Annotated in this window: 23 protein-coding genes; 16 read left to right on the plus strand and 7 right to left on the minus strand. The window is 61.3% G+C overall.

Going from position 1 to position 23828, the window contains the following annotated elements; all coding sequences use genetic code 11:
• Positions 1-46: 46 nt before the first annotated feature.
• Entirely contained in the window at positions 47-952 is a 906-nt protein-coding gene (locus BLT00_RS00750; protein ID WP_092145526.1) for a LysR family transcriptional regulator, read from the plus strand.
• 19 nt (positions 953-971) lie between these two features.
• Here BLT00_RS00750 and BLT00_RS00755 read toward each other — a convergent pair whose 3' ends face one another.
• Positions 972-1811 carry an NAD-dependent protein deacetylase gene (locus BLT00_RS00755; RefSeq protein WP_092145528.1) on the minus strand — a complete coding sequence of 280 codons (840 nt, stop codon included), beginning with the start codon at positions 1809-1811 and terminating at the stop codon, positions 972-974.
• Between the two features lie 193 nt (positions 1812-2004).
• Between BLT00_RS00755 and BLT00_RS00760 the strand changes: the two genes are divergently transcribed.
• The 8 genes from BLT00_RS00760 to BLT00_RS00795 all read left to right on the plus strand — a co-directional run bounded on the left by BLT00_RS00760 (position 2005) and on the right by BLT00_RS00795 (position 8340).
• The gene (locus tag BLT00_RS00760; RefSeq protein ID WP_092145531.1) at positions 2005-2514 is read left to right on the plus strand and encodes a ferritin-like domain-containing protein; all 510 of its coding nucleotides are present in this window, start codon (positions 2005-2007) and stop codon (positions 2512-2514) included.
• A gap of 73 nt (positions 2515-2587) precedes the next feature.
• Positions 2588-2860 (plus strand): hypothetical protein, encoded by a 273-nt coding sequence (locus tag BLT00_RS00765; RefSeq protein ID WP_092145533.1) that lies wholly within the window; start codon positions 2588-2590, stop codon positions 2858-2860.
• 33 nt (positions 2861-2893) lie between these two features.
• Positions 2894-3142 (plus strand): metallothionein, encoded by a 249-nt coding sequence (locus BLT00_RS00770; RefSeq protein ID WP_092145535.1) that lies wholly within the window; start codon positions 2894-2896, stop codon positions 3140-3142.
• Between the two features lie 423 nt (positions 3143-3565).
• Positions 3566-3943 carry a con-10 family general stress protein gene (locus BLT00_RS00775; RefSeq protein WP_092145537.1) on the plus strand — a complete coding sequence of 126 codons (378 nt, stop codon included), beginning with the start codon at positions 3566-3568 and terminating at the stop codon, positions 3941-3943.
• A gap of 264 nt (positions 3944-4207) precedes the next feature.
• Positions 4208-5089: a manganese catalase family protein gene (locus BLT00_RS00780; protein WP_072347677.1), complete on the plus strand. Its 882-nt coding sequence runs from the start codon at positions 4208-4210 to the stop codon at positions 5087-5089.
• 104 nt (positions 5090-5193) lie between these two features.
• On the plus strand, positions 5194-6123 hold the full coding sequence (locus BLT00_RS00785) for a ZIP family metal transporter (protein ID WP_092145539.1): 930 nt from the start codon (positions 5194-5196) through the stop codon (positions 6121-6123).
• A gap of 177 nt (positions 6124-6300) precedes the next feature.
• The gene (locus BLT00_RS00790) at positions 6301-6801 is read left to right on the plus strand and encodes a YciE/YciF ferroxidase family protein (RefSeq protein WP_072407072.1); all 501 of its coding nucleotides are present in this window, start codon (positions 6301-6303) and stop codon (positions 6799-6801) included.
• Positions 6802-6933: 132 nt separating this feature from the next.
• Complete coding sequence (locus tag BLT00_RS00795; protein WP_092145541.1) at positions 6934-8340, plus strand: saccharopine dehydrogenase NADP-binding domain-containing protein; 1407 nt, start codon at positions 6934-6936, stop codon at positions 8338-8340.
• Here BLT00_RS00795 and BLT00_RS00800 read toward each other — a convergent pair.
• Positions 8327-8734, minus strand: a complete 408-nt coding sequence (locus tag BLT00_RS00800; protein ID WP_092145543.1) for a YkvA family protein — start codon at positions 8732-8734, stop codon at positions 8327-8329. The genes BLT00_RS00795 and BLT00_RS00800 overlap by 14 nt on opposite strands.
• Positions 8735-8874: 140 nt before the next feature.
• On the opposite strand from BLT00_RS00800, the gene BLT00_RS00805 reads away from it, so the two are divergent.
• Positions 8875-9894, plus strand: a complete 1020-nt coding sequence (locus tag BLT00_RS00805; RefSeq protein ID WP_092145545.1) for a hypothetical protein — start codon at positions 8875-8877, stop codon at positions 9892-9894.
• 9 nt (positions 9895-9903) lie between these two features.
• Here the strand turns inward: BLT00_RS00805 and BLT00_RS00810 are convergent, their stop codons facing one another.
• Positions 9904-10098 carry a hypothetical protein gene (locus BLT00_RS00810; protein WP_092145547.1) on the minus strand — a complete coding sequence of 65 codons (195 nt, stop codon included), beginning with the start codon at positions 10096-10098 and terminating at the stop codon, positions 9904-9906.
• Between the two features lie 288 nt (positions 10099-10386).
• Between BLT00_RS00810 and glsB the strand changes: the two genes are divergently transcribed.
• On the plus strand, positions 10387-11295 hold the full coding sequence (gene glsB, locus BLT00_RS00815) for a glutaminase B (protein ID WP_092145549.1): 909 nt from the start codon (positions 10387-10389) through the stop codon (positions 11293-11295).
• Positions 11296-11357: 62 nt separating this feature from the next.
• Here the strand turns inward: glsB and BLT00_RS00820 are convergent, their stop codons facing one another.
• Positions 11358-11687 (minus strand): hypothetical protein, encoded by a 330-nt coding sequence (locus BLT00_RS00820; RefSeq protein ID WP_063322033.1) that lies wholly within the window; start codon positions 11685-11687, stop codon positions 11358-11360.
• Positions 11688-12359: 672 nt separating this feature from the next.
• Positions 12360-14306 carry a DNA topoisomerase III gene (locus BLT00_RS00825; protein WP_092145551.1) on the minus strand — a complete coding sequence of 649 codons (1947 nt, stop codon included), beginning with the start codon at positions 14304-14306 and terminating at the stop codon, positions 12360-12362.
• A 242-nt stretch (positions 14307-14548) separates the two neighbouring features.
• Here BLT00_RS00825 and BLT00_RS00830 point away from each other — a divergent pair, with 242 nt between their 5' ends.
• The 4 genes from BLT00_RS00830 to BLT00_RS00845 all read left to right on the plus strand — a co-directional run bounded on the left by BLT00_RS00830 (position 14549) and on the right by BLT00_RS00845 (position 19123).
• A complete protein-coding gene (locus BLT00_RS00830) occupies positions 14549-14956 on the plus strand; it encodes a response regulator (protein WP_063322031.1) in 408 nt (135 codons plus the stop codon).
• A 114-nt stretch (positions 14957-15070) separates the two neighbouring features.
• The gene (locus BLT00_RS00835) at positions 15071-15592 is read left to right on the plus strand and encodes a sigma-70 family RNA polymerase sigma factor (RefSeq protein ID WP_092145553.1); all 522 of its coding nucleotides are present in this window, start codon (positions 15071-15073) and stop codon (positions 15590-15592) included.
• Positions 15589-16548 (plus strand): FecR domain-containing protein, encoded by a 960-nt coding sequence (locus tag BLT00_RS00840; RefSeq protein WP_092145555.1) that lies wholly within the window; start codon positions 15589-15591, stop codon positions 16546-16548. Before BLT00_RS00835 ends, BLT00_RS00840 begins: the two co-directional genes overlap by 4 nt.
• 97 nt (positions 16549-16645) lie before the next feature.
• On the plus strand, positions 16646-19123 hold the full coding sequence (locus BLT00_RS00845; RefSeq protein ID WP_092145557.1) for a TonB-dependent siderophore receptor: 2478 nt from the start codon (positions 16646-16648) through the stop codon (positions 19121-19123).
• 41 nt (positions 19124-19164) lie between these two features.
• On the opposite strand, the gene BLT00_RS00850 is transcribed toward BLT00_RS00845, so the two are convergent.
• A complete protein-coding gene (locus BLT00_RS00850; RefSeq protein WP_092145559.1) occupies positions 19165-20787 on the minus strand; it encodes an MFS transporter in 1623 nt (540 codons plus the stop codon).
• 135 nt (positions 20788-20922) lie between these two features.
• A complete protein-coding gene (locus BLT00_RS00855) occupies positions 20923-22566 on the minus strand; it encodes a GMC family oxidoreductase (RefSeq protein ID WP_092145561.1) in 1644 nt (547 codons plus the stop codon).
• A gap of 130 nt (positions 22567-22696) precedes the next feature.
• Here BLT00_RS00855 and BLT00_RS00860 point away from each other — a divergent pair, with 130 nt between their 5' ends.
• Positions 22697-23581, plus strand: coding sequence for a LysR family transcriptional regulator (locus tag BLT00_RS00860; protein WP_092145563.1), 885 nt, complete (start codon positions 22697-22699; stop codon positions 23579-23581).
• Positions 23582-23828: the final 247 nt, after the last annotated feature.

The raw sequence follows: 23828 nt of genomic DNA on the forward strand, positions 1-23828 counted from the left end.
TGGCGGCTCGAAACTTACGGCTTGCCCCTGGAGCGAAGCGATCCCCATGACCCTCAAGCAGATCCGAGCCTTCCTCGCGGTGGCCCAGAGCCTGAGCTTTGCCGTGGCCTGCGAACGGCTGCACCTGTCCCAGTCGGCCCTTAGCCTGACCATCAAGGCCTTGGAAGAAGGCCTCGGCGGTCGTTTGTTCAGCCGTAATACCCGCAACGTGGCGCTGACGCCCGAAGGTGAGTCCTTGTTGCCACTGGCCCGACGGCTAGTTGCCGATTGGGACAATGCCGAAGACGAAATGCGTCAACGCTTCACCTTGCAGCGTGGTCGCGTGACGTTGGCGGCAATGCCTTCGTTCGCTGGCAACCTGCTGCCACCGATCCTCAAGACCTTCCGCGCCCGCTTTCCGAATGTCAACGTCACGGTCAACGATGTGATCAACGAACAGGTGCTGGAAATGGTCCGCGATCGTCATGTCGAATTGGGTGTGGCGTTCGAGCCGATGCAGGGTGCGTCATTGGCGTTCACACCTTTGTATCTCGATCGCTTCGTCGCGGTAGTGCCGCTGGACTCACCGCTTGCCCAGCGCGACGAAATCCACTGGGAAACCCTGCTGGAACAGCCCTTCATCACGCTGCAACGGCCATCCACCGTACGGGTGATGCTGGAGGAGCATTTGCAGGCCCGGGGCATGAAACTGCCTGTGGAGTTCGAGAGCCACCAGTTGGCGACCGTCGGGCGGATGGTCGCCAGCGGGCTGGGGGTGAGTGCCGTGCCGGCGCTGTGCGTCGGGCAGATGCATGAGCTGGGTGCCCGCTGCATCACCTTGAGTGATCCGGTGATCGAGCGAGCCATCGGGGTGCTGACCAAACCGGGGCATGAACTGTCGGCGGCGGCGCAGGCGTTGTTCGATACGCTCAGGGATCAGGAGTTGGGCTCGTTGACCACAGGCCAACACTGACCCTGTGGGAGTGGTGTGGTTAGCGCGGGTGTTGCGCCAGCAATGGCAGTAATTGCTCACACGGCTCTTCAAGCTTGAGGTCCAGCAACTCATCGGCCCGGGTCTTGCCCCGGTTGATCACCAGCAACGGCTTGCCCTGGTCCTTGATGGCCCGGCACAGGCGAAACGCCGAATACGCCATCAGCGACGAGCCCACCACCAGCAGGCCGTCGGCTTGCTCGACGGCTTGCATGGCGCGGGTCGCGGTGAGGGGGGCGACGTTCTCGCCGAAAAACACCACGTCGGGCTTCAACCGCTCGCCGCCGCAATGGGGGCAATTGGGCACTTGAAAGCGCGCCTCGAACGCCGGGTCCAGCAGGGTATCGCCGTCGGGCGCCTGCACGGCGTCGACACCGGCCAGGTAAGGATTCTGCGCTTCCATCGACAACTGGATCTGCTGCCGCTCGCTGCGCTGGCCACAATCCAGGCACAACACACGGTGCAGGCTGCCGTGAAGTTCAATGACGTCCTGGCTGCCGGCCTGGTCATGCAGCGTATCGACATTCTGCGTGATCAACCCGGTGATGCGCTGCTGCGCCTGCAGTTGGGCCAAGGCGTCATGGGCCACGTTCGGCCTGGCCTGCCTCACCCGTGGCCAGCCCAGCATCGCCCGCGCCCAGTAGCGCCGTCGTGCTTCGGCCTGGGCGAGGAACTCCTGGTACATCATAGGCTGTCGACCCCGTCGTACGCCGTCGCTGTCGCGGTAGTCGGGAATCCCCGAAGGCGTGCTGATGCCGGCGCCGGTGAGCACCAGGAAACGACGCCCGGCCATGTGCTCCAGTAACCGATCGAACGGTGCAAGGTGAAGGTCGTCGGGCATTGGGTGTCTCCGTGGGCCTGGAGCCGTTGAGATTAGCACTGCAATTGCGCAGGAAAACGGTCCCAGCGCCTTTCGTCGCCCTGGCCCGTGGTCTTTTCAAACTTTCCCCGACGCCGCGCTATCCACTTTTATGTGCGGTACTTCAGAACCGTCGCGCTGCGTTGCAGTAGCGACCACGGCTAAGGAGAAGGAAATGGCAACGCCTAAAGAGAACCTGCTGGACTGGCTCAACGATGCCCATGCCATGGAGCAGCAAGCGGAAAAAATGCTCAAGGCCCAGGCCGAGCGCTTGGAGCATTATCCGGTGCTCAAGGCCCGGATCGAGGAGCACTTGCAGGAAACCCTCGGCCAACAAAAGTTGGTCGAACAATGCATCCAACGCCTGGGCGGCAGTACGTCGACGCTCAAGGACCTGGCCGGCAAGCTCATGGCCTTTGGTCAGGCGGTGGGCGGCATGACAATGAGCGACGAAGTGGTCAAGGGGGCCATGAGCGGCTATGTGTTCGAGAACCTTGAAATCGCCTCCTACACCGTGCTGATCGAGGCGGCGAAAGTAGCCGGGGATGTGGAAACGCAACGGGCGTGCGAACAGATCCTGCCCCAGGAAATCGCCATGGCCGAGTGGTTGCGCGACCACTTGCCGGAAATTACCCAGGCGTTCCTGGAGCGTTCGGCCAATCCGCACACCGAAGCCAAGCGCTGAATACGGCTGAGTGTTAAAGAGCGACCGGATGGCGTGTCGAGTGCTCCTTGAAGCGGCCGAGAAGAGGAAACGTATGAAGCAGACCACGGGTGAAGTACGGGCCATCAATCGACAGAGCGCAATGGTGGGGGTGTATGTGGCGCAAGAGGACGGCCATACCGTGCTCGAGCTGAGTTCGGCCAACGACATCGATATTGGCGACATCCTTGAATGGAACAGCGGCACGGCCTTGGGCACGCAGTCCTATCACAACCTGACCAAGGGCTGGACTGCTGATGTGTACGTGGCCAAACACGGCGTTGCGGCGGCGAATCTCGAAGTCCAGCTGATGGTCGGGTCTTCCTGACGGCGCCTCGACCCCTATCCCGGGAGAAAGAGCATGAGCGAATTAAAGTGCGGTTGCCCCGATTGCCAGTGTGAGATAGATCCGCAACGGGTTTTCAATCATGACGGCGAAGCCTACTGCAGCCAGGCCTGCGCCGAACAACACCCCAACGGTGAACCGTGTCCGGCGCCAGACTGCCATTGCGAACGCAGTGGCAAGGTGGGCGAGCGGGACGTCACCAATAAGCAGCTGGACGACGCGCTGGAGGAGACGTTTCCGGCAAGCGATCCGATTTCACCCTGAGCATTCTTGAATCCGGGTATCGGCGACAGGGTATCCGGACGCCGCAAGCCGGTCAGTGCGGTGGTGCAGGACAACACCGGCAGCCCGCGAGTTTTGGCTTCCTGGAACGGCGCGAGGCCAGGGTGACGAGACCGGTGCAGTAGGGTGCCGGCGCCGCCCGACCTTTGGCGGACAGCGTGGAAAGACACGCACTGCTTTCAATTGAATGTAATAACTAGCTGCTAAGGTGTTTAAGATAATTTATGACTCATCGCTTGTTTGATAGCGAGTTGTAATGCTCAGCAGTTGAATGGATTTGAATTTTCGCCTTCTGACCGTTCGTCGCCGTTCGCTGAATTTCTTTCAAACCTTGGCGAAGTCCAATTCTCATAGTACATACGAGCCAGCGAGGCTCGTTAAACACTAACTAACGAGGTGAATGAAATGGCTAATACAGGAAATAACAATCCTGGCAATTTCGCTAACGATCGTGAGAAGGCATCGGAAGCCGGGAAAAAAGGTGGACAAGCGTCCGGTGGCAACTTTGCCAATAACCCGGAACGCGCCTCCGAAGCAGGTCGCAAGGGGGGGCAGGCATCGGGCGGTAACTTTGCCAACGACCCTGGACGCGCTGCGGAGGCTGGCCGCAAAGGCGGGCAGGCATCGGGCGGTAATTTCGCCAACGATCCTGAGCGCGCCTCGGAAGCGGGCCGCAAGGGTGGCCAGGCTTCGGGCGGCAATTTTGCCAATGACCGGGAAAAGGCCTCCGAAGCCGGTAGGAAGGGCGGCGAAAACAGCCGTGGCGGCGGTCGTGACTCGTAATGCCCGCTGAACAGACAGGCCCCGTGCCCATGGCATGGGGCCCCATGGGCGGCAATAATTGAATGCGGATATAAAGTTTCGCCTGGCTTTACAAGCTTTCCTTTTTATTCGAAATGAGATGTGCGGTATTGTTTTTTCATTACCGTTCATCTTATTTATCGAATAAAAAATAAAATCAAATTCTCTTAACTTTTTCTGATGTCTTGTGGGCCTGTTATTGCTGACAGTGTCTCCATGGTTTATGTCTGATCGAGGGGTTTTATCATGTTTTTACATAATAAAAGACTGCAATACACCGTGCGTGTCGCCGAACCTAATCCCGGGCTTGCCAACTTGCTGCTTGAACAGTTCGGTGGTGCCCAGGGTGAGCTGGCGGCGGCGTCGCGCTACTTCACCCAGGCCTTGTCCGAGGACGATCCAGGCCGTAAGGATTTGCTGATGGACATCGCCACCGAGGAGCTCAGTCACTTGGAAGTCATCGGTTCGATCATCGTGATGTTGAACAAAGGTGCCAAGGGCAAGATGGCCGAGGGCGTGGAAAAGGAGGGCCAGTTGTACCGGGACATCAACGGTGCCGGCAATGATTCCCACATCACCAGCCTCCTGTATGGCGCCGGTTCGCCGTTGACCAACTCCGCCGGTGTGCCCTGGACCGCCGCCTATGTGGACACCATCGGCGAGCCGACAGCGGACATGCGTTCCAATATCGCGGCCGAGGCGCGGGCGAAAATCGTCTATGAGCGCTTGATGAATGTCACTGACGATCCCGGTGTGAAGGAAGCGCTGGGCTTTTTGATGACCCGCGAAATCGCCCACCAATTGTCGTTCGAAAAAGCCCTGCATTCGATCCAGCCCAATTTCCCCCAAGGCAAATTGCCGGGCATGCCGGAGTTCACCAACGTGTACTTCAATATGTCCCAAGGCGAACCTACCGTGCGCGGCCCATGGAATCAGGGCGACGATTGGGAGTTCGTCGAAAATCCAGCGCCGGCGGTGGATGGCGGCGATGGCCTGGCCAGCGTCCAGCTCAGTGAAAAGGACGAAGCGCTGCTGATGGACATGAAGGCACGGACGATGTCCAACCCGGAAAGCAACCCCACCACAGGTGCCGACTTGGGTTCAGGGATGCAAGGTGACAAACTGTAAACAACGGCGAGGGAGGAGACTCCCTCGCCTGAACCTTTGCGTCTGAGCGTTCCCGCCATGCAACGCTCAGACTGGTTATGCCCACAGAGCATTAAGGACATTCGATGGACCAGCCCACTTCCCGGATCCGATCCCCCTGGCGCACCTGGCTGGGTCCTGTACAAGACAATCTGCTGTTGGGCGTGAGTTTCTGGCTGGGGCTTGCGGTGATCACCGCATTGTTACTCTACAGCGGCTATAACGCCTTGGTCGGCGCTGATCGGCACAATCTGGGCTACGCGGTCCTGGGCGGAACGTCCGGTTTCGCCGCCACGGCCTTGGGCGCATTGATGGCGGTGGTGCTGCGCGATATCTCGTCACGCACCCAGGACATCATGCTGGGTTTCGCCGCCGGCATGATGCTCGCCGCCAGCTCTTTCTCTCTGATTCTGCCGGGCATCGAAGCCGCGCAGGTGATTTGTGGCAATCAGTTGCTGGCCGCGTTTGTCGTCGTGCTTGGCCTGGGCTTGGGTGTAGCCCTGATGATCGGCCTCGACCGCTTCGTGCCCCACGAACACGAATTGAGCGGGCGGCGCGGTCCCGAGGTCAAGCGCATTAATCGTGTGTGGCTGTTCGTGCTCGCCATCACCTTGCACAACCTGCCGGAAGGCATGGCCATCGGCGTCAGTTTTGCCGACGGCGATTTCAAGGTCGGCTTGCCCCTGACCACTGCCATCGCCATCCAGGACATCCCCGAAGGACTGGCCATTGCGATGGCGCTGCGGGTCACGGGCATCAGCACCTTGCGTGCTGCGCTGATTGCAGTGGGGTCCGGGCTGATGGAACCGTTGGGATCGGTGATTGGCCTGGGCATGTCATCGGGTGTGGCGGTTGCCTACCCCATCAGCCTCGGGCTGGCGGCAGGGGCGATGATCTTCGTGGTGTCCCACGAAGTGATTCCCGAGACCCACCGTAACGGCCATGAAACGCCGGCGACGCTGGGCCTGATGATGGGGTTTGCGGTGATGATGTTTCTCGACACGGCGCTCGGCTGAAGGCTGCTCGACCGTCTCGATACCCTCCGTCCACGCTTCGAAAAATTTCTTGAACATCTGAAATTTTCTTCGGGTCAGTGTTGATGACAGGTGAAGCAGCGGATGCCGGCTCCACCCTCATCTACCCTTTGAGGCCCGCCAATGCGGCGCCTTTTCTTGACCGGAGGATGATTGAAAATGGCCAGGAAAACAGTGACCGACCTGTTCATTCACGAACTGTCCGATATCTACAGCGCCGAGAAGCAGATCACCCGCGCATTGCCCCGCATGGCCAGGGCTGCGACCAACCCTTTGCTGGCGCAAGCCTTCAACGATCACTTGGAAGAAACCCAAGGCCAGATCGAACGCATCGACACCCTCATCGAAGTGGCCGGCATCAAGCTCAAGCGCATGAAGTGCGTAGCCATGGAAGGGTTGGTGGAAGAGTCCAAGGAACTGCTCGAGGAAATCGAGAAAGGGGCGGTACTCGATGCCGGGTTGATCGGCGCGGCGCAAAAAGTCGAGCATTACGAGATCGCCAGTTACGGCACCCTGATTGCCATGGCCAAGCACTTGAACCTCGGCGATGAAGTGGTCGGGCTGTTGCTGGCGACGCTCAAGGAAGAAAAGGCCACCGACGAGAAACTGTCCAAGATCGCCGAGCAGGGCGGTAACCAGGCCGCGACGATGGACTCTTGACGACCGGCCAGTCGGGGGCTGGCGCAGGATCGACAAGGCCTGCGCCAAGCGCCTGTCGACTCTGACAGTAGCCAAAGACTCGATGCCGGTATCTCATGGCTCCATTGTTTGCGTTCTCCCCGGAGGCAGCTCATGGAACACCGGGTCCCATTCACCGGGCATCTGATCTTCATCGGGTTCGGTTCAATCACCCGGGCAACCTTGCCGTTGCTATTGGGACAGGATCATGTCCCGGTCCAGCACATCACGGTCATTGCGCCTGTTATCGAGAAGCACATCTGGTTCAAGGAGCGAGGCATCAGTTTCGTTCCCAAGGCGCTGACTGAGTCGACCTTCGAGCAAATCCTGGATCGCTTCGTCAGGCGCGGCGACTTCATCGTCAACCTGTCGGTGGCGGTCAGTTCGCTGGCGCTGATGGCCTATGCCTTCGAGAAGGGCGCGCTGTACCTCGATACCTGCGTCGAGCCTTGGGCGGGCGGCTACGACGATCCGCAGTTGAGCCTATCGCGTCGTACCAACTACGCCTTGCGCCATCAGGTCCTGGATTTGCGAAAAAAACTGGGCGAGGGGCCGACGGCGGTGGTGGCCCATGGCGCCAATCCCGGCCTGATCACCCATTTGCTCAAGGCCGGGCTGGTGGAGCTGGCGGTGCAACTGAATCATCCGCTGCCACACAATAGCAAGGGTGTGGATTGGGCCCGGTTGTGCATGGAGACGGGCATCAGAGTGATCCATTTTGCCGAGCGTGATACTCAGTGCTCCAAGCAAATAAAGCAGGACGATGAGTTTGTGAACACATGGTCGGTGGAAGGATTCATCAGTGAGGGCTGCCAACCGGCGGAGTTGGCCTGGGGCACCCACGAGCGCAGTTGGCCGTCGTCTGCCAGGCGCCATCGCTTCGGGAGTCGCAACGCCATTTACCTGGAACGGCCGAGCGCGAGCGTACGGGTCAAGACCTGGACACCGTTGGGCGGGCCCTGCCTGGGCCTGATGATCACCCATCACGAAACGGCCTCGACCGCCGACCTGCTGACCGTGAAAGATCAACGCCAGTTGATCTACAGGCCGACCCTGTATTACGCCTACCATCCGTGCAACGATGCCTTGTTATCGATGCACGAGCTGATCGGGCACGGCTGGCAGGGCCAGCCCCGGCAACGCATCCTCAACGGTGAAATCGACGGCGGCGGCGTCGATGCGCTGGGTGTCCTGCTGATGGGGCACGAACTGAATGCCTACTGGTTCGGCTCGGTGTTGAGCATCGATGAGGCACGCGCGCTGTTGCCCTTCAACAATGCCACCAGCCTGCAGGTGGCTGCGGGCGTGCTGGCGGGAATCGTGTGGGCGGTGGAGCATCCGGATCGCGGTATCGTCGAGCCGGAGCAGATGGACCATGAGCGTGTACTGGAAGTGGCCAGGCCTTACCTCGGCACCCTGGTGGGCAAGTGCACCGACTGGCGACCAACCGGCACCCTCTACGAAGCTCTCCGCAACCGGGCTGCGTTCGAGTGGCAGTTCGAGCAGTTCACCCGTTTTTGACCCGGGCCCCTGAAAACCACCACGCCGTGGCCGCCAGCGCTGCCACCCATGCCAGCACGATCAGTGCCGCTGCCATCTTGTTCACCGGGCGTTGACCGTCGTTCTCCTGCCACTGTCGGGCCTTGGCTTCACACTCGGCCAGTATGGCCGGCGGCATCAATCGAATGGCCAGCCAGATGCCCATCGGTAACAGGATCACGTCATCCAGATAACCCAGCACCGGGATGAAATCCGGAATCAGGTCGATAGGACTCAGGGCGTAGGCCACCACGATGATTGCGATCCATTTGGGCAGCCATGGCGTCTGCTGATGGCGATAGCAGAACCACAGCGTGATGGTCTGGCGCTTCAGGGCCGTGGCCCAGTGGCGAAGACGTTCGAGGAGCGTTGCCATTCAATAAACCTGCTAAGACCGAGATACCAGGCCAGGGTAACCGCAAACGCCGGATAAGCCTGCCTTGGCCCGCAGGTTTTGCTGCTCTGCACCTATACTCAATCCCGTGGTGAATGACATGAATCCGGGGTGGCGCGATCGTGCTGCGTTCGCTGATGTTGGCCGTTGTGCTCGTTCTGGCGGGGTGCGCCACGTCACAGCGCGGTCAACAGGCTGCCACGGTGACGATTGACCAGGCCACTTGGCGACAGGTGGACCAGCAGATCATCGCAGCATCGAAAAGCGCCGTAGAACAGGCGGCACTTTACGCCCGTGGGTCGATGGAGCATTGGCGCACGTTGGTCTATAAGCGCACCGAGGTTGAATTCATTCCCTGGTTCAGCAGCTATTGGACCCAGGAGTGGCTGGCGGTGAAGGTCAGTTGGTACGCCGCCAGCGCCGAGGGCGAGACGGATTCTTCGGCCAGGCGCCTGGCGGTTTACCTGCAGGAACAATATCGCGAGCAGGTGCTGGAACCGGTGGCAGTGGAAATCGATCCCGAGGCGATCAGGGCCAACGCCATAGGCTACTACCTGCGCCAGCTCAATCAGCAGGTCCAGGTCATCGCCCTGCGGCATCGCATCCCGAACGAACTGATGAACCGGCGCTTGCACGGCATCCCGGCCATCCGCCTAGGTCCGCCCGCGGCGCGTGATGCTTCGTTGTACGAGATGGTTCACACCGAACCGTTGAACACCCTGCCGGCCTATGCGGCGCTGATCGATCACGTCAACAAGGCCGCTGCCACGGGTGCCGGACCCTCTGAGGCGGTGATCGCCACGGTGGCGCAGCGTACCAGCGAAAAAATCGAGGCCCAGTTCGCCACGCGAGGGGCAACCGGTGCAGCGGCGGCCGTTGCCGGGAAGGCGGCCGGGGCGTTGATCTCGGTGGGCGTGGCGGGCATTCGTGCGATCATCCACGAGGGCGAGCGGCCGGAAATGGAGGCGCAGATCCGCAAAAGCCTGAGTGCTGCGTTCGATGAGGCGTGGTTCAAGTCGCTCAAGCATCCCCTCAGCGGGGTGATGGCGCCGGTGTACTACCTGGACGAGGAAATAGAAGGCAACCTGGTGGAGGCGGACTTGGCCAATCGAGCGGTGGCATTGCCGGACATCAAGCCGTGACGGGCTGGCTCATTCTGACCCAAGGGTGACGCGACACCCCTTGCGCTGGCGGATCTGTTCGTCCGTGGGACGCTCTTTTACGAATTCGAAGCGCGGCTCGCCTTCGCTGTAGATCACCAGCCAGCCCCATTCCAGCTCGCTTTCATCCTGCCCGGGCCTGGGCGGCGAGGCCCACCAGGGTTCTTTTTGCACGATCTGACGCATGGCGTTCCTCCTATCGGTTGATCCCCTCAACTATAGACCGCTTGATTTCGCGATAAGCGTTGGTGAAAACCCAGCATCTTGTGGCGAGGGAGCTTGCTCCCGCTGGGCTGTGAAACAGCCCCATCAAGGGAATGCAGTGGCTGGGTCAGGGGTCGCTTCGTGCCCCAGCGGGAGCAAGCTCCCTCGCCACGGGATTTTGCGGGCAATTCAGTGTGCTCTGACGCCGCCCACCAGCGTCTAGCGTCTGTATCCCCGCACTCGAACGGGGAATGACTGGACCCCGCGCATATGCAAGCACTGTTGAACGAGATCCTCGATGCGGTTCGCCCCCTGATCGGTCAGGGCAAGGTGGCCGATTACATTCCGGCCCTGGGCACTGTGGCGCCTAACCAGTTGGGTATTGCCGTGTATGGCAACGACGGCGAGTTGTACTGCGCCGGCGACGCCGAAACAGCGTTTTCGGTGCAGAGTATTTCCAAGGTGTTCAGCCTGGTGCAGGCCATCGGGCATTCCGGCGAAGCGATCTGGGAGCGCCTGGGCCATGAGCCGTCCGGCCAACCGTTCAATTCCCTGGTGCAGCTGGAATTCGAACGTGGTCGACCACGCAACCCGTTCATCAACGCCGGCGCGTTGGTGATCTGCGATATCAACCAGTCGCGTTTCGCCGCCCCGGCGTTGTCGATGCGCGATTTCGTGCGGCGTTTATCAGGCAACCCGCAAGTGATGGTGGACGGCAAGGTGGCCGAGTCGGAATACCAGCACCGCGCTCGCAACGCAGCGATGGCGTACCTGATGCAATCGTTCGGCAACTTCCATAACGACGTGGAAGCGGTGCTGCGCAGTTATTTCAGCCACTGCGCCCTGCGGATGAGTTGTGTCGACCTGGCGCGGGCGTTCTGCTTCCTGGCCAACGACGGGTTCTGCAAGCACAGCGGCGAGCAGATCCTCAGCGCCCGGCAGACCCAGCAGGTCAACTCCATCATGGCCACCAGCGGCTTGTACGATGAGGCCGGCAATTTCGCCTATCGCGTCGGCCTGCCGGGCAAGAGCGGGGTCGGTGGCGGGATTGTCGCCGTGGTGCCGGGGCGGTTCACCGTATGCGTCTGGTCGCCTGAACTCAACGCCGCCGGCAACTCCCTGGCCGGCATGGCGGCGCTGGAATTGATGAGTCAGCGGATTGGCTGGTCGGTGTTCTAGTTTCCTGCCGCACAAAAAAGGCCCGCTCCTGATTCAGGAGCGGGCCTTCTTGTCAGGGGATATCAGCAGAGGCGGTCGATGACCCGGACCTCGGAAGTGTTCTGCATCGACTGCCAGGCCTGGGTCAGCGTTTGCAACACGCGACCGATGAAGTCTTTGTCGGCCGCAGCCTTCTTGCCAACATAGCCCTGGCCACGGCGGTACATCTTCAGCCGGGCACCCAGCTCATGCGTGTTCTTTTCGAACTCGTCTTCGCGGGTGTAGGGCGACAGGCAGTCCATATGCACCTGGCCAGTCTTGCTGATCCACAGGATATGGCTGTCGAGCGTGTCTTTGTGTGCTGCGAATATGCGAGCCAGTTCATCAATAGATGGTTGATTATTCAGATTCATGTGTAAGCCCCTTGACCATTTGGTTGATCTGTCTGGTGGTTCGCAAAAACTTCGCTACTCGGTAAGTACCTGCCTGCTACCGAAACCAGGCCGTCAGCATGCTTCCGTCGAACTTCGACGGGGTCGTGCATCGGTTGTGTAGTGTTATCGAAGGGCTGCTACGCAAATGCGCTACAACGAAGAGAAACAGCGAAGAATCTTCAGTCAGTGTCAACTTTCGAGGGTTGAACCACGTGCGTCATGAGGATCTTCACCGACGTTTCTCGTCCTTGTTACCGGACGGTCAGGCCAGGTCAGCACCTTCAATCTGCCTTGTGGGCAGTCCCTTATCCAAAAAACAGCTCGGCGGTCAGACGAGCTTGCTCAAACAGTTGCCTGTACTCCCGATCGGGGAGACGTCTGCATCATGCAAGGGCAAATCGGAGGCGTCAACGGTTTTGTAGTGATTATTTTTGGTCACTACATATTGTCGGACAAAATGGTTTGGGTATGAGCAATTGGGCTTGAGCCGAGCCCTGTGGCGAGGGAGCTTGCTCCCGCTGGGCTGCGTAGCGGCCCTCTGTCAAATCCCCTCGATTACCCTGATCCACCGTGCCGCCAGGTTTAGGGCCGCTTCGCGCCCCAGCGGGAGCAAGCTCCCTCGCCACAGGGTCTGTGTTTGGCATCATAGGCTCAGGTGGCCTTGGCCTTGCTCGCCTTGCGCGGTGCACCGGCTGCCTTGCGCTTGGCCGGCTTGCGCTTGTTCTTCCACGGGGTTGCGCCACGCCCGGCGGGGCTGGCCGGGCCGCTGATGGTCAGGCTCATGCCCTGGCAGCGGGCGACGTGCTTGCTCATCCAGGCGGCTTGACGGGTCACGAATTCTTCCAGGCTCATTTCGCCGCTTTGCACCATGTCCAGGGCCTGCTCCCAGATGGCCGTGGTGCCCGGGTCGGCGATGGCCCGGGGCACGGCGTCGATCAGGCTGAAGGCCGTCGGGGTGGCCGACAGGGCCTTGCCGTTCTTCACCAGGTAACCGCGGTCGAGCAGCCCCTGGATGATCGAGGCTCGGGTCGCTTCGGTGCCGATGCCGGTGGTGTCCTTGAGCTTCTGCTTGAGCAGCGGGTCCTCCACCAGTTTGGCGACGTTCTTCATCGCCTTGATCAGGTCGCCTTCAGTGAAGGGCTTGGGCGGCTGGGTCCACAGGTCCTTGGGTTTCACCTCGTCCACCGTGCAATCGCGACCTTCGGCCAGTGCCGGCAAGGTTTGCGGTGCCGGCGCTTCACGGCCCTTTGCCGGCGCCAGTGCTTCGGGCAGGGCGCGTTTCCAGCCGGGTTCGACGATCTGCTTGCCCACGGCGCGCAGCGCCTGGCCGGCACAGTCGAAGTCGGCCTGGGTCCGGTCGTATTCGTGGTTGGGCAGGAACTGCGCTAGGTAGCGTGCGCGAATCAGCGTATAGACCGCACGCTGCTTGCCGGCGAGTTTGTCGAGGTTCTTGGCGGCGGCGGTGGGAATAATGCCGTGGTGGGCACTGACCTTGGCGTCGTTCCAGGCTCGGGATTTACGCTGCGGCTGCAGGTGCTCGCGCAGCGGCGCGAGGCTGGGGTCGACCTGGGCGAGGGCGGCCAGGATGGCCGGTGCTTCGCTGTGCTGGCTCAAGGGCAGGAAACCGCAATCGCTGCGAGGGTAGGTGATGAGCTTGTAGGTCTCGTAGAGCGACTGGGCAATGTCCAGGGTTTCCTGGGCGCCGAGGCCGAGCTTCTTCGAGCAGACTTCTTGCAGGGTGCCCAGGTCGAAGGGCAACGGCGCCGCTTCGCGCAGGCGCTCGGTACGCACCTTCAGTGTCCGGGCAGTGGCGGCGTTGCGCATGGCCTGGGCCGCGTCTCGGGCCAGGGCCTGGTTCAGGCAGCGTTCCTGATCGTCGCAGGCATCCGGGTCGGCGCGCCACTGGGCGGTGAAGGCCATGCCTTCGTGACTGAGCTGCACGTCGATGGCCCAATAGGCGACCGGTACGAAGTCGGCGATGCTGCGGTCGCGATCCACCACCAGGCGTAGCGTCGGTGTTTGCACGCGGCCCACCGGCAGCACGCCCTGGTAGCCGGACTGACGCCCCAGCAGGGTGAACAGGCGACTCATGTTCATGCCTATCAGCCAGTCGGCCCGGGAACGGCCCAGCGCCGAGTGATACAGGTTGAAGGTTTCGACTCCCGGCTTGAGGGCGGCCAGGGCCTTGCGGATCGACGCTTCGTCCAGGGCCGACAGCCATAACCGCCGGATCGGTCCGCGATAACGGCAATGTTCCACCAGCTCCCGGGCGATCATTTCGCCTTCGCGGTCGGCGTCGGTGGCGATCACCAATTCCTTCGCTTCCCCCAGCAGGCGCTTGACCGCCTTGTACTGGCTGGCGGTTTTCGGCTTGACGGTCATTTTCCATTGCGCCGGCACAATGGGCAGGTCGGTCAGTACCCAGCGCTTGTAGCGCGCATCGTAGGCGTCGGGCGGGGCGGTTTCCAGCAGGTGGCCGATGCACCAGGTGACCGTGATGCCAGGGCCCAGCCAGCAACCGTCGCCACGGCGCGTGGCACCGAGCACGGCGGCGATGTCCTTGGCCTGGGACGGTTTTTCACACAGGTACAGCTGCATAGCGCCCTTTTCCTGAGCAGATTTCATGGGGCTGTAGCATGGTCATGGATGCGCGCAAGGGCAAGTTTTATCTGTATGGATATACAGATAAAAAGCGTTGCGCTGCGTTGCCAAGGGGTGTCTGGCATGACATTCGGCGGCCTGTTGGCACGCAGAATGAATTTCTCGCAGGGGGATGGCTCATAACTTCAAGGCGGTTGCTACCGCAAAGAAGGTTTATGAGGTCAAGGAGTGTCACTTTCATGAATTCGATGCCAAATGGCAACGGCCAGGCGACTACACGTTTGATTCTCGTTGTGGAAGATGATCCCACCATCCTGGAGTTCCTCTGTGAAATCCTCGAGGAGGAAGGGTTTGTCGTGGAGCCTCGGGAAAGCGCCGACGCAGCGCTGACATTTCTGGAGGAGAGCGCGGATTACGTCGATCTGCTGCTCACCGATATCACCATGCCCGGCAAGATCGATGGCGCGGACCTGGCCAACCTGACCGGAGACCGCTGGCCGCAGATACCGCTGCTGATCATGTCCGGTTTCGAGACGCCGGAAAGCGCCGGGATCAAGCACCACGCGTCCTTCATCGCCAAGCCTTGGGCGTTGGGACAGATGCTGGATCTGGTGGAAAGTACGGTGAAAAGCCACTCTCTGCACTGATCGATCCCAGAACGACGGGTTGTGATCGACCCGTCGCACTCATGTTTGGGTTGCAAGCGGCGATGGCTCCCATGACAATGCGAGTCATTATCAGTCGCGAATTATTCCATTGCCATGTCCGCCAACGATCTGTCCTTACGCAGTGCCGTCGACGTTCTGTACAGCGATCATCACAGTTGGCTCCAGGGCTGGTTGCGCAAGCGCCTGGGCAACGCCTTCGATGCAGCGGACCTCACCCAGGACACCTTCGTGCGCGTCCTCAAGGCTCGCTCCGCGTTGGACATTCGTGAACCGCGACCGTACCTGTCGATGATCGCCAAAGGGCTGTTGATCGATCTGTTCCGCCGCCGTTCACTGGAACAGTCCTATCTCGAAGCATTGGCCGCCATGCCGCAAGAGCAGCACCCATCGCTGGAAGACCAAGCCATCCTGCTCCAGGCCTTGATGGAAATCGACCGCTTGCTGCTGGGGTTGGGGCCGCGTATCAGGCAGGCGTTCATCCTGTCGCAGTTCGATGGCCTGACGTATCCGCAAATTGCCGAGCGCTTGGGCGTCAGTGTCCGCACGGTCAATAACCACATGGCCAAGGCCATGGAACATTGCTGCCTGATGCAAATTCAATTGCAGCTGTCATGAACCTGCCGCCCGAAGAGTTGAGGGCCATTCGTGCCGCCGCGCAGTGGTACGCCAAGCTGCATTCGGGCATCACGACCGACGCGGATCGGGCCGGGTGGAATGCCTGGCTGAGCGCCGATCCGTTGCATGGCCAGGCCTGGCAAAGAATGACGGCGGTGGCCGAACAGATGGCGAGTGTGCCGGGTGCACTGGCGGCGCCGACCTTGAGTGATAACCACAACCGATCCCGTCGCCAGGTATTGCGCAGCGTGTTACTGCTGACGTCCGCCAGTGGCCTGGGGTGGTTGGGCTGGCGCAGCCAGGCGACTCAGAATCTGTTTTGCGATTACCGCACCACGGTGGGCGAGCGCCGTGAGTTTCAACTGGCGGACGGCAGCACGCTACTGCTCAACACCGACACATCGGTCAATGTTCGTTTCGATGCAAACCAGCGGCGACTGGAGCTGTTGCGGGGGGAGATTCTCGTGACGACGGCGGTTGATCCCTTGCGGCGTCCTTTCAAGGTGGCCACGGGGCCTGTCGAAGTACTGGCGTTGGGGACGCGTTTTATCGTCCGTGGCCAGGCGCGGGGCGGCGAGGTGGCGGTGTTGGAGAAAGCGGTCGAGGTCAGTCTGCCGGCGATCGGATCAAGGCGGCGGGTCGAAGCCGGCCAACGCCTGGACTTCAATGATCGGTCGCTGGGTACGCTGCGTGGTAACGATGTGTCGGTGGGTGCCTGGCAGAAGGGAAGCATCATTGCCATTGACCGTCCCCTGGCGGCGCTGCTGGAGGAGCTTTCGCGTTACCGCAACGGTGTGCTGCGTTGTGATCCGGCCATTGGCGACTTGAAGGTGTCGGGTGTGTTTCCCGTCGATGACACGGACCTCGCCCTGGCGGCACTGGAGAGTGGTTTTTCGTTGCGAGTGACCCGATACAGCCGTTTCTGGGTCCAGGTATCGAGTGGCGACCGACGCTGACGCTACGGCGCGATAAAAAAAATGTTCTGCACTTTTCATCCGCATCGTTCGGCTCTTCCTCAGTGAGTTTTTAACGACCGTTTTGGGGAGGGGAAGCATGTCTTGGGTGAGCGCGCCAGGTCGTCTGGTGTTTGCAGTAAAAATCGGCCTGCTGGCAGCCGCTACGGGCAGCGCCGGGGCCGTGAATGCCAGCCCGGTTCCAGAGGCTTCGGCGCAGCAGCGTTGGGTGCAGGTCTACGATATCGGAGCCGGCAGCCTGGTGGATGTCCTGACCCGTTTTTCCAGCGCTGCCGGGGTCGCCATTTCGTTCGATGCCCGGCAACTCCAGGGCCTGCGATCGCCTGGCCTGAGCGGTTCGTTTGGCGTGGTTGACGGATTTGCGCGCATTCTGGGTGGCAGCGGCCTGCAAGCCGACTTCCAGGCCAACGGTACGTATGTGCTGCGCCCCGTGCCCGGCAATGGTTCGGCCATGGAACTGGGCGTCACCACCATCGACGGACAGAGGCTCGGCGCGACCACCGAGAACAGTGGCTCCTACACGACAGGGGCGGTCACCATTGGCAAAGGCGAGCACTCGCTGCGCGAAACGCCACAATCGGTGACGGTGATCACCCGCAAGATGCTCGATGACCAAAACCTGAACACCATCGATCAAGTGATGGAAAAGACGCCCGGCATTACCGTCTACGACTCGACCATGGGCGGAAAATATTTCTATTCCCGTGGGTTCCGGATGTCCGGCCAGTATCAATATGACGGCGTTCCGCTGGACATGGGCAACAGCTATGTCCAGGCCGATAGTTTCAGCAGTGACATGGCGTATTACGACCGTGTCGAAGTCCTGCGCGGTGCGGCCGGGATGATGAAGGGCTCGGGCGGCACCTCCGGCGGCGTCAATTTCGTCCGCAAACGCGGCCTGGCCACGGCCCAGACCGAACTCAGCCTCTCGGGCGGTACTTGGGACAACTACCGTGGGCAGGTCGACACCGGTGGCCCACTGAATGATTCCGGTACTGTGCGGGGCAGGGCGGTGATCGCCGAGCAGAGCCGGCATTATTTTTATGACGATGCCCGTCGCAAGGACCAGATCTATTACGGCGCGCTCGACTTCGACCTGAGCCCCGATACGACGCTCGGCCTGGGCGTTGCCTATGAAGACGTCGATGCAAGCCCCTGCTGGGGCGGGCTGCCTCGCTACAGGGATGGCAGCGATCTGAAGCTCAGCCGCTCCACTTGCCTGGATCCGTCGTGGAATACCTGGCGTAGCCAGCGGACCACGGTATTCGGCGATCTCAAGCATCAGCTTAACGACGACTGGGCCGTGAAGGTGGCCGGTGTCTATACGAAAAACACCCAGGACATCAAATACGCGTTTGCATCGGGCTCGGTGACGCCAGGCATCTCGACCACCAACATGCTGGGCAGCATGTACGATTACGACCAGGTCGATTACGGCCTCGATGCGTATCTGGACGGCAAGTTCGATGCCTTTGGGCAGCAGCACGAATGGGTCATCGGCTTCAACGCCAGTCGCTCGGACAAAGATGACTTTTTCTCGGTGGCATTGCTGCCAGAGAAACAGAATGTGTTCGATCCGGATCGTCATATTCCCGAACCGGACGACAGTTACTTCATCGAAAACTCGACGCGCGGTGGTCCGGTCAAGACCGTTACCGAGCAGCAAGGGATGTATTCGACCCTGCGCCTGAAGCTGGCGGATCCCTTGACGTTCGTGGTGGGCAGCCGGGTAAGCTGGTACAGCTCCAAGACCGACTCGGTGTTCCTCACCGGCGGTTCGGAACACGCCAAGAGCACGGAGACGGGCCAGGTCACTCCGTTTGCCGCCGTGTTGCTGGACCTCAACGAACACCTGACGGCCTACGCCAGTTACTCGGACATTTTCACGCCCCAAGGCAACTACCGCTCCGAAAGCGGTTCGGCACTCAAGCCCCTGGTGGGTGAAAGCTACGAACTGGGGATCAAGGGCGAATGGTTCGAGGGGCGCCTGAACAGCGCCTTCAACCTGTTCCGCACGCTGCAGAAGGACCAGGCCCAGACCGACTACATCTCAAGCTGTTCGTCCTCGGACGGTTTCTGCTATGAGAACGCCGGCAAGGTCCGCGCCCAAGGTTTCGAAGCCGAGATCAGCGGTGAAGTCATCGAGCGCCTGCAACTGCTGGCCGGCTACACCTACACCCAGACCAAGACCCTCGAAGACATTGACACCAGCCTCAACGGTGGTTCGTTCAACAGCTATGTGCCGCGCCATGTGCTGCGGCTGTGGGGCGATTATGCCCTCGGCGGGGCATTGGAACGGTTCAGCGTCGGCGCAGGCGTCAACGCACAAAGCGACAACTTCCGAGTGTCGCCAGCGACGGGCGAGAAGATCACCCAGGCCGGCTATGCGGTGTGGAACGGTCGCCTCGGCTACCGCATCGATGACACCTGGTCGTTGGCACTCAATGGCAACAACCTGTTCGACAAGCGCTACTACGCCACCATCGGGACCGAGGGCTTTGGTAACTATTATGGCGAGCCGCGCAACTTCACCCTGTCCATGAAAGCGCGCTTCTGATCCGGTGGCGAGGGCGCAAGCGCCCTCGCCACGGTTTCTCCTCAGTTCTTGTCCAGGTCCACGCTCCGGGTTTCCCGCAGGCAGATCATGCCCACCACCAGGCTCACCCCGGTGATCACCACCGGGTACCACAGCCCATAGAAAATATCCCCAGTGTAGACCACCAGGGCGAACGATACGGTGGGCAGGAAACCGCCGAACCAGCCGTTGCCGATGTGATAGGGCAGGGACATGGAGGTGTAGCGAATGCGGGTCGGGAACAGTTCGACCATCAACGCTGCCAGCGGTCCGTAGCACATCGCCGAGATGATGATCAGCGCCACGATCAAGGCGACGATCATCGGCCGGTTGATCTGCTGGGCGTCGGCCTGTTGCGGATAGCCTGCCAGGGTCACCGCGCCGCGCAGGGCGGCTTCGTCGTAACCTTCGAGTTTCACGTCACCGACGCTGACCTGCACCGTGCTGCCGGCTGGGGCGGCGACGCTGCTGTAGGGCAGGCCTTGCTTGACCAGGAAGGTCTTGACTTTGTCGCACGGGCTGTCGAAACGCGCCTTGCCCACCGGGTCGAACTGGAAGGTGCAGGTGGCCGGGTCGGCGATCACGGTGATCGGTGCCTGGCGGCTTGCCTGGTCGATGGCCGGGTTGGCGTAATGGGCCAGAGTCTTGAAGATCGGGAAGTACAGCGCCGTCGCCAGCAGCAGGCCGATCATCAGCACCGGTTTGCGCCCGACCTTGTCCGACAGCCAGCCAAAGAAGATGAAGAACGGTGCGCCGATCACCACGCTGACAATCAGCAGGCTGTTGGCCAGGGCCGGGTCCATCTTCAGGAACTGGGTGAGGAAAAACAGCACGTAGAACTGTGCGGCATAGAAGGTCACCGCTTGCCCGGCGTTGATGCTGAACAGGGCGATCAGCACCACTTTCAGGTTTTCCCACTTGCCGAAGGATTCGCGAATCGGCGCCTTGCAGCTCTTGCCTTCTTCTTTCATTTTCAGGAAGGCCGGCGACTCATGCAGGCTCAGGCGAATCCAGGTGGAGATACCCAGCAGCAGGATCGACAACAGGAACGGAATGCGCCAGCCCCAGACTTCGAACTGATCACCGGTGAAGTAGCGGCAGCCCAGTACTACCAGCAGCGACAGCAACAGCCCGAGGGTGGCCGTGGACTGAATCCAGCTGGTATGAAAACCGCGCTTGCCCATTGGCGCGTGCTCGGCAACGTAGGTCGCCGCGCCGCCGTACTCACCGCCCAGGGCCAGGCCCTGGAGCATGCGCAGCACCACCAGGATGATCGGCGCGGCAATGCCGATGCTGGCGTAGTTGGGCAGCAGGCCGACGCAGAACGTCGCCACGCCCATGAGGATGATGGTCGCCAGGAATGTGTACTTGCGCCCGATCATGTCCCCCAACCGACCGAACACCAATGCCCCGAACGGCCGCACGATGAAACCGGCGGCGAAGGCCATCAGGGCGAAGATGAATGCTGTGGTGTCGTTGACCCCGGCGAAGAACTGCTTGCTGATCACCGCCGCCAGGGCGCCGTAGAGGAAAAAGTCGTACCACTCGAACACCGTCCCCAGGGACGAGGCGAAGATGACTTTCTGGGTTTCCTGGCTGGTGCCGACGCTGCGCGTGGCTTCCAGGGGCTGAACATGCTCGGACATAGCGGTATCCCTCACAGTGATTGTTTTTGTTGTTCCACTGCGACGCCGGGGTGGCGTCTCCTGATTTGACACACTTTCCTTGAATCGACTCCTCACCTTGTGGGAGCTCGCTCCCACAGGTGTTTCTGTTGTTCTTCAGACCGTAGCAGGTGCTTTTTCGACGTCGGTATTCCTCGTCGCGGGGTTGAGCATCATCTGCGCCGCCTTCTCGGCAATCATCAACGTTGGCGAGCAAGTGTTGCCCGAGGTGATGCGCGGCATGATCGAGGCGTCGGCAATGCGCAGGCCCTTGATGCCGTGGACACGCAGTTGTGCATCCACCACCGCGTCACGATCCTGGCCCATGCGGCACGTGCCGACCGGGTGGAAAATCGTCGTGCCGATCCGGGCGGCGGCCTGGTGCAGCTCTTCTTCGGTTTGCAGGCTGGGGCCCGGCAGGTATTCCACCGGTTTGAACGTGCTCAGGGCCGGGGCCGCGACGATGCGGCGGGTCAGGCGGATGGCGTCGGCGGCGACTCGCAGGTCTTCGGGATGGCTCAGGTAGTTGGGCTGGATCAGCGGCGCTTCGTGCGGGTCGGCGGAGCGGATGTCCACCCGGCCACGGCTTTGCGGGCGCAGGTCGCAGACCGACGCGGTGAACGCCGGGAAGCTGTGCAACGGTTCGCCGAAGCGTTCCAGGGACAGCGGCTGCACGTGGTATTCGAGGTTGGCCGAGGTCTGTTCCGGCCCCGAGCGGGCAAACGCGCCGAGTTGGCTGGGGGCCATGGACAGCGGGCCGCTGCGGTCGTACAGGTAGCGCAGGCCCATGCCCATCTTGCCCCACAGGGTGCCGGCGATCTGGTTCAGGGTGCGGGCATTTTCCAACTGGTAGATCAGCCGCAGTTGCAGGTGGTCCTGCAAGTTGCCGCCGACACCGGGCAGTTCATGGGTCACGCCGATGCCCAGGCGTTGCAGCAGGCTGCGCGGGCCGATCCCGGAACGTTGCAGGATCCCCGGCGATCCCACGGCCCCGGCGCACAGGACGATTTCCTTGCGGGCCTTGAAGGTCATGCCCTTGCCTTGCCAGCGCGCGCTGAGGGCGTGGGCGCGGTCGTCACGCAGCAACACACGATCGACTTCAACATCGGTCAGCACGGTGAGGTTAGGGCGCTGGCGAACCGGCTTGAGAAACGCCTTGGCCGCGTTCCAGCGTACCCCGGCTTTCTGGTTGACTTGGAAGTAGCCGCAGCCTTCATTGTCGCCGCTGTTGAAATCGTCGACGTTGGGGATGCCGCTCTGTTCGGCGGCGGTGCGGAACGCATCGAGAATCGGCCATGACAGGCGCTGGCGTTCGACCCGCCATTCCCCTGCGGCGCCGTGAAATTCGGACGCGCCGGCAAAATGGTTTTCGCTCTGGCGGAACAGTGGCAGCACGTCGTTCCAGGCCCAGCCAGAATTGCCCTCGGCGGCCCAGCCGTCGTAGTCCGCCGCCTGGCCGCGCATGTAGATCATGCCGTTGATGGAGGAGCAACCGCCCAGGACCTTGCCGCGCGGATAACTTAGGGCACGCCCTTGCAGACCGGGTTGTGCTTCGGTCTTGAAGCACCAGTCGGTGCGTGGGTTGCCGATGCAGAACAGGTAGCCGACCGGGATGTGAATCCACGGATAGTTGTCGCGCCCGCCGGCTTCGAGCAGCAGCACCCGGTGTTGCGGATGGGCCGACAGCCGATTGGCCAACAGGCATCCGGCAGGGCCGGCGCCCACGATCACGTAATCGTATTCATCGACGACAGGTTGCATTCGCGACCTCATTCTTGTTGTTGTGGGACCCATCCTAGTTGTTAGTTTTCGTCAAAAGAATGTTAGTTTTTGCGCAGCGGCTGTGCGTTTATAAACAGTCATGCCTTCAGGCGCGTTCAAGGATCGCCTCATGTTCGACTGGAATGACCTGCGTTATTTCCTGGAGTTGCAACGCAGCGGGCGTCTGCTGACGGCTGCACGGCGCTTGAACACCACCCACGCCACCGTGGCACGGCACATCGAGGCCATCGAGAAAAGCCTCGGCACCGCGCTGTTTGTCCAGCATGCCCAGGGCTATGAACTGACCCCGGCCGGCGAGACGCTGCTCAAGCACGCCGAAGCCATGGAGAACGTGGCGTTGCTGGCCCAGGAGGACATCACCCAGTCCAGTGCGCCCCTGGGCAAGATCCGCCTGGGGGTGACCGAAGGGCTGGGCATCATGTTTCTCGCCAGTCGCATGGAGGGGCTGTTCCAGCGCTATCCGGGGCTGGAAGTGGAACTGGTGGCGGTGCCGCGCTTTGTCAGCATCCTCAACCGTGAGGCGGAAATCAGCATTCACCTCGAACGCCCGGCGGCCGACCTGCTGGTCACCCGCAAACTCACCGACTACAGCTTGGCGCTGTACGCCAGCCAGGCCTACCTGGACCGCTCGCCAGCGCTGCGCAGCCGCGAGGACCTGGCCCGCCATGCCTGGATCGGGTATGTCGATGATCTTTTGTTCAGCCAGGAACTGATGTTCCTCAACAGCTTTTGCCGCAACCCTCGGGTGGTGTTCCACAGCACCAGCGTCATCGCCCAGCAGCAGGCCGCGCGCTCCGGCCTGGGGATTGCCGTGCTGCCTTGCTACATGGCCAGCGGCGACCCGACGCTGGTGCCGTTGCTGCCGGACGAAACCATCCGCCGCAGCTACTGGATCAGCACCCGTCGCGAGCTGCACAAATCCGTACGCCTGCGGGTGTTGTGGGATTACGTGGTGCAGTTGTGCGAGCGCGAGCAGGCGCTGCTGCTGCCCTGACCACGTAGTACCCCTGTGGCGAGGGAGCTTGCTCCCGCTGGGCTGCGCAGCAGCCCCAAACCTCAGTTCGCAATGCCCCTGACCCACCGCAATGAATGGTTCAGGGCTGCTTCGCACCCCAGCGGGAGCAAGCTCCCTCGCCACAGAGGGCTGTGCAAGTGCTGGCCGCCCAAGCCCCCTTTTATGGCCCCCAATGACCTCAAGCCAACGCGGTGGCGTGCCTTAGTGTGGGAACTGCCAGACCCAC

The sequence above is a fragment of the Pseudomonas sp. NFACC51 genome, from assembly GCF_900103575.1.
Taxonomy (GTDB): Bacteria; Pseudomonadota; Gammaproteobacteria; order Pseudomonadales; family Pseudomonadaceae; genus Aquipseudomonas; species Aquipseudomonas fluorescens_Q.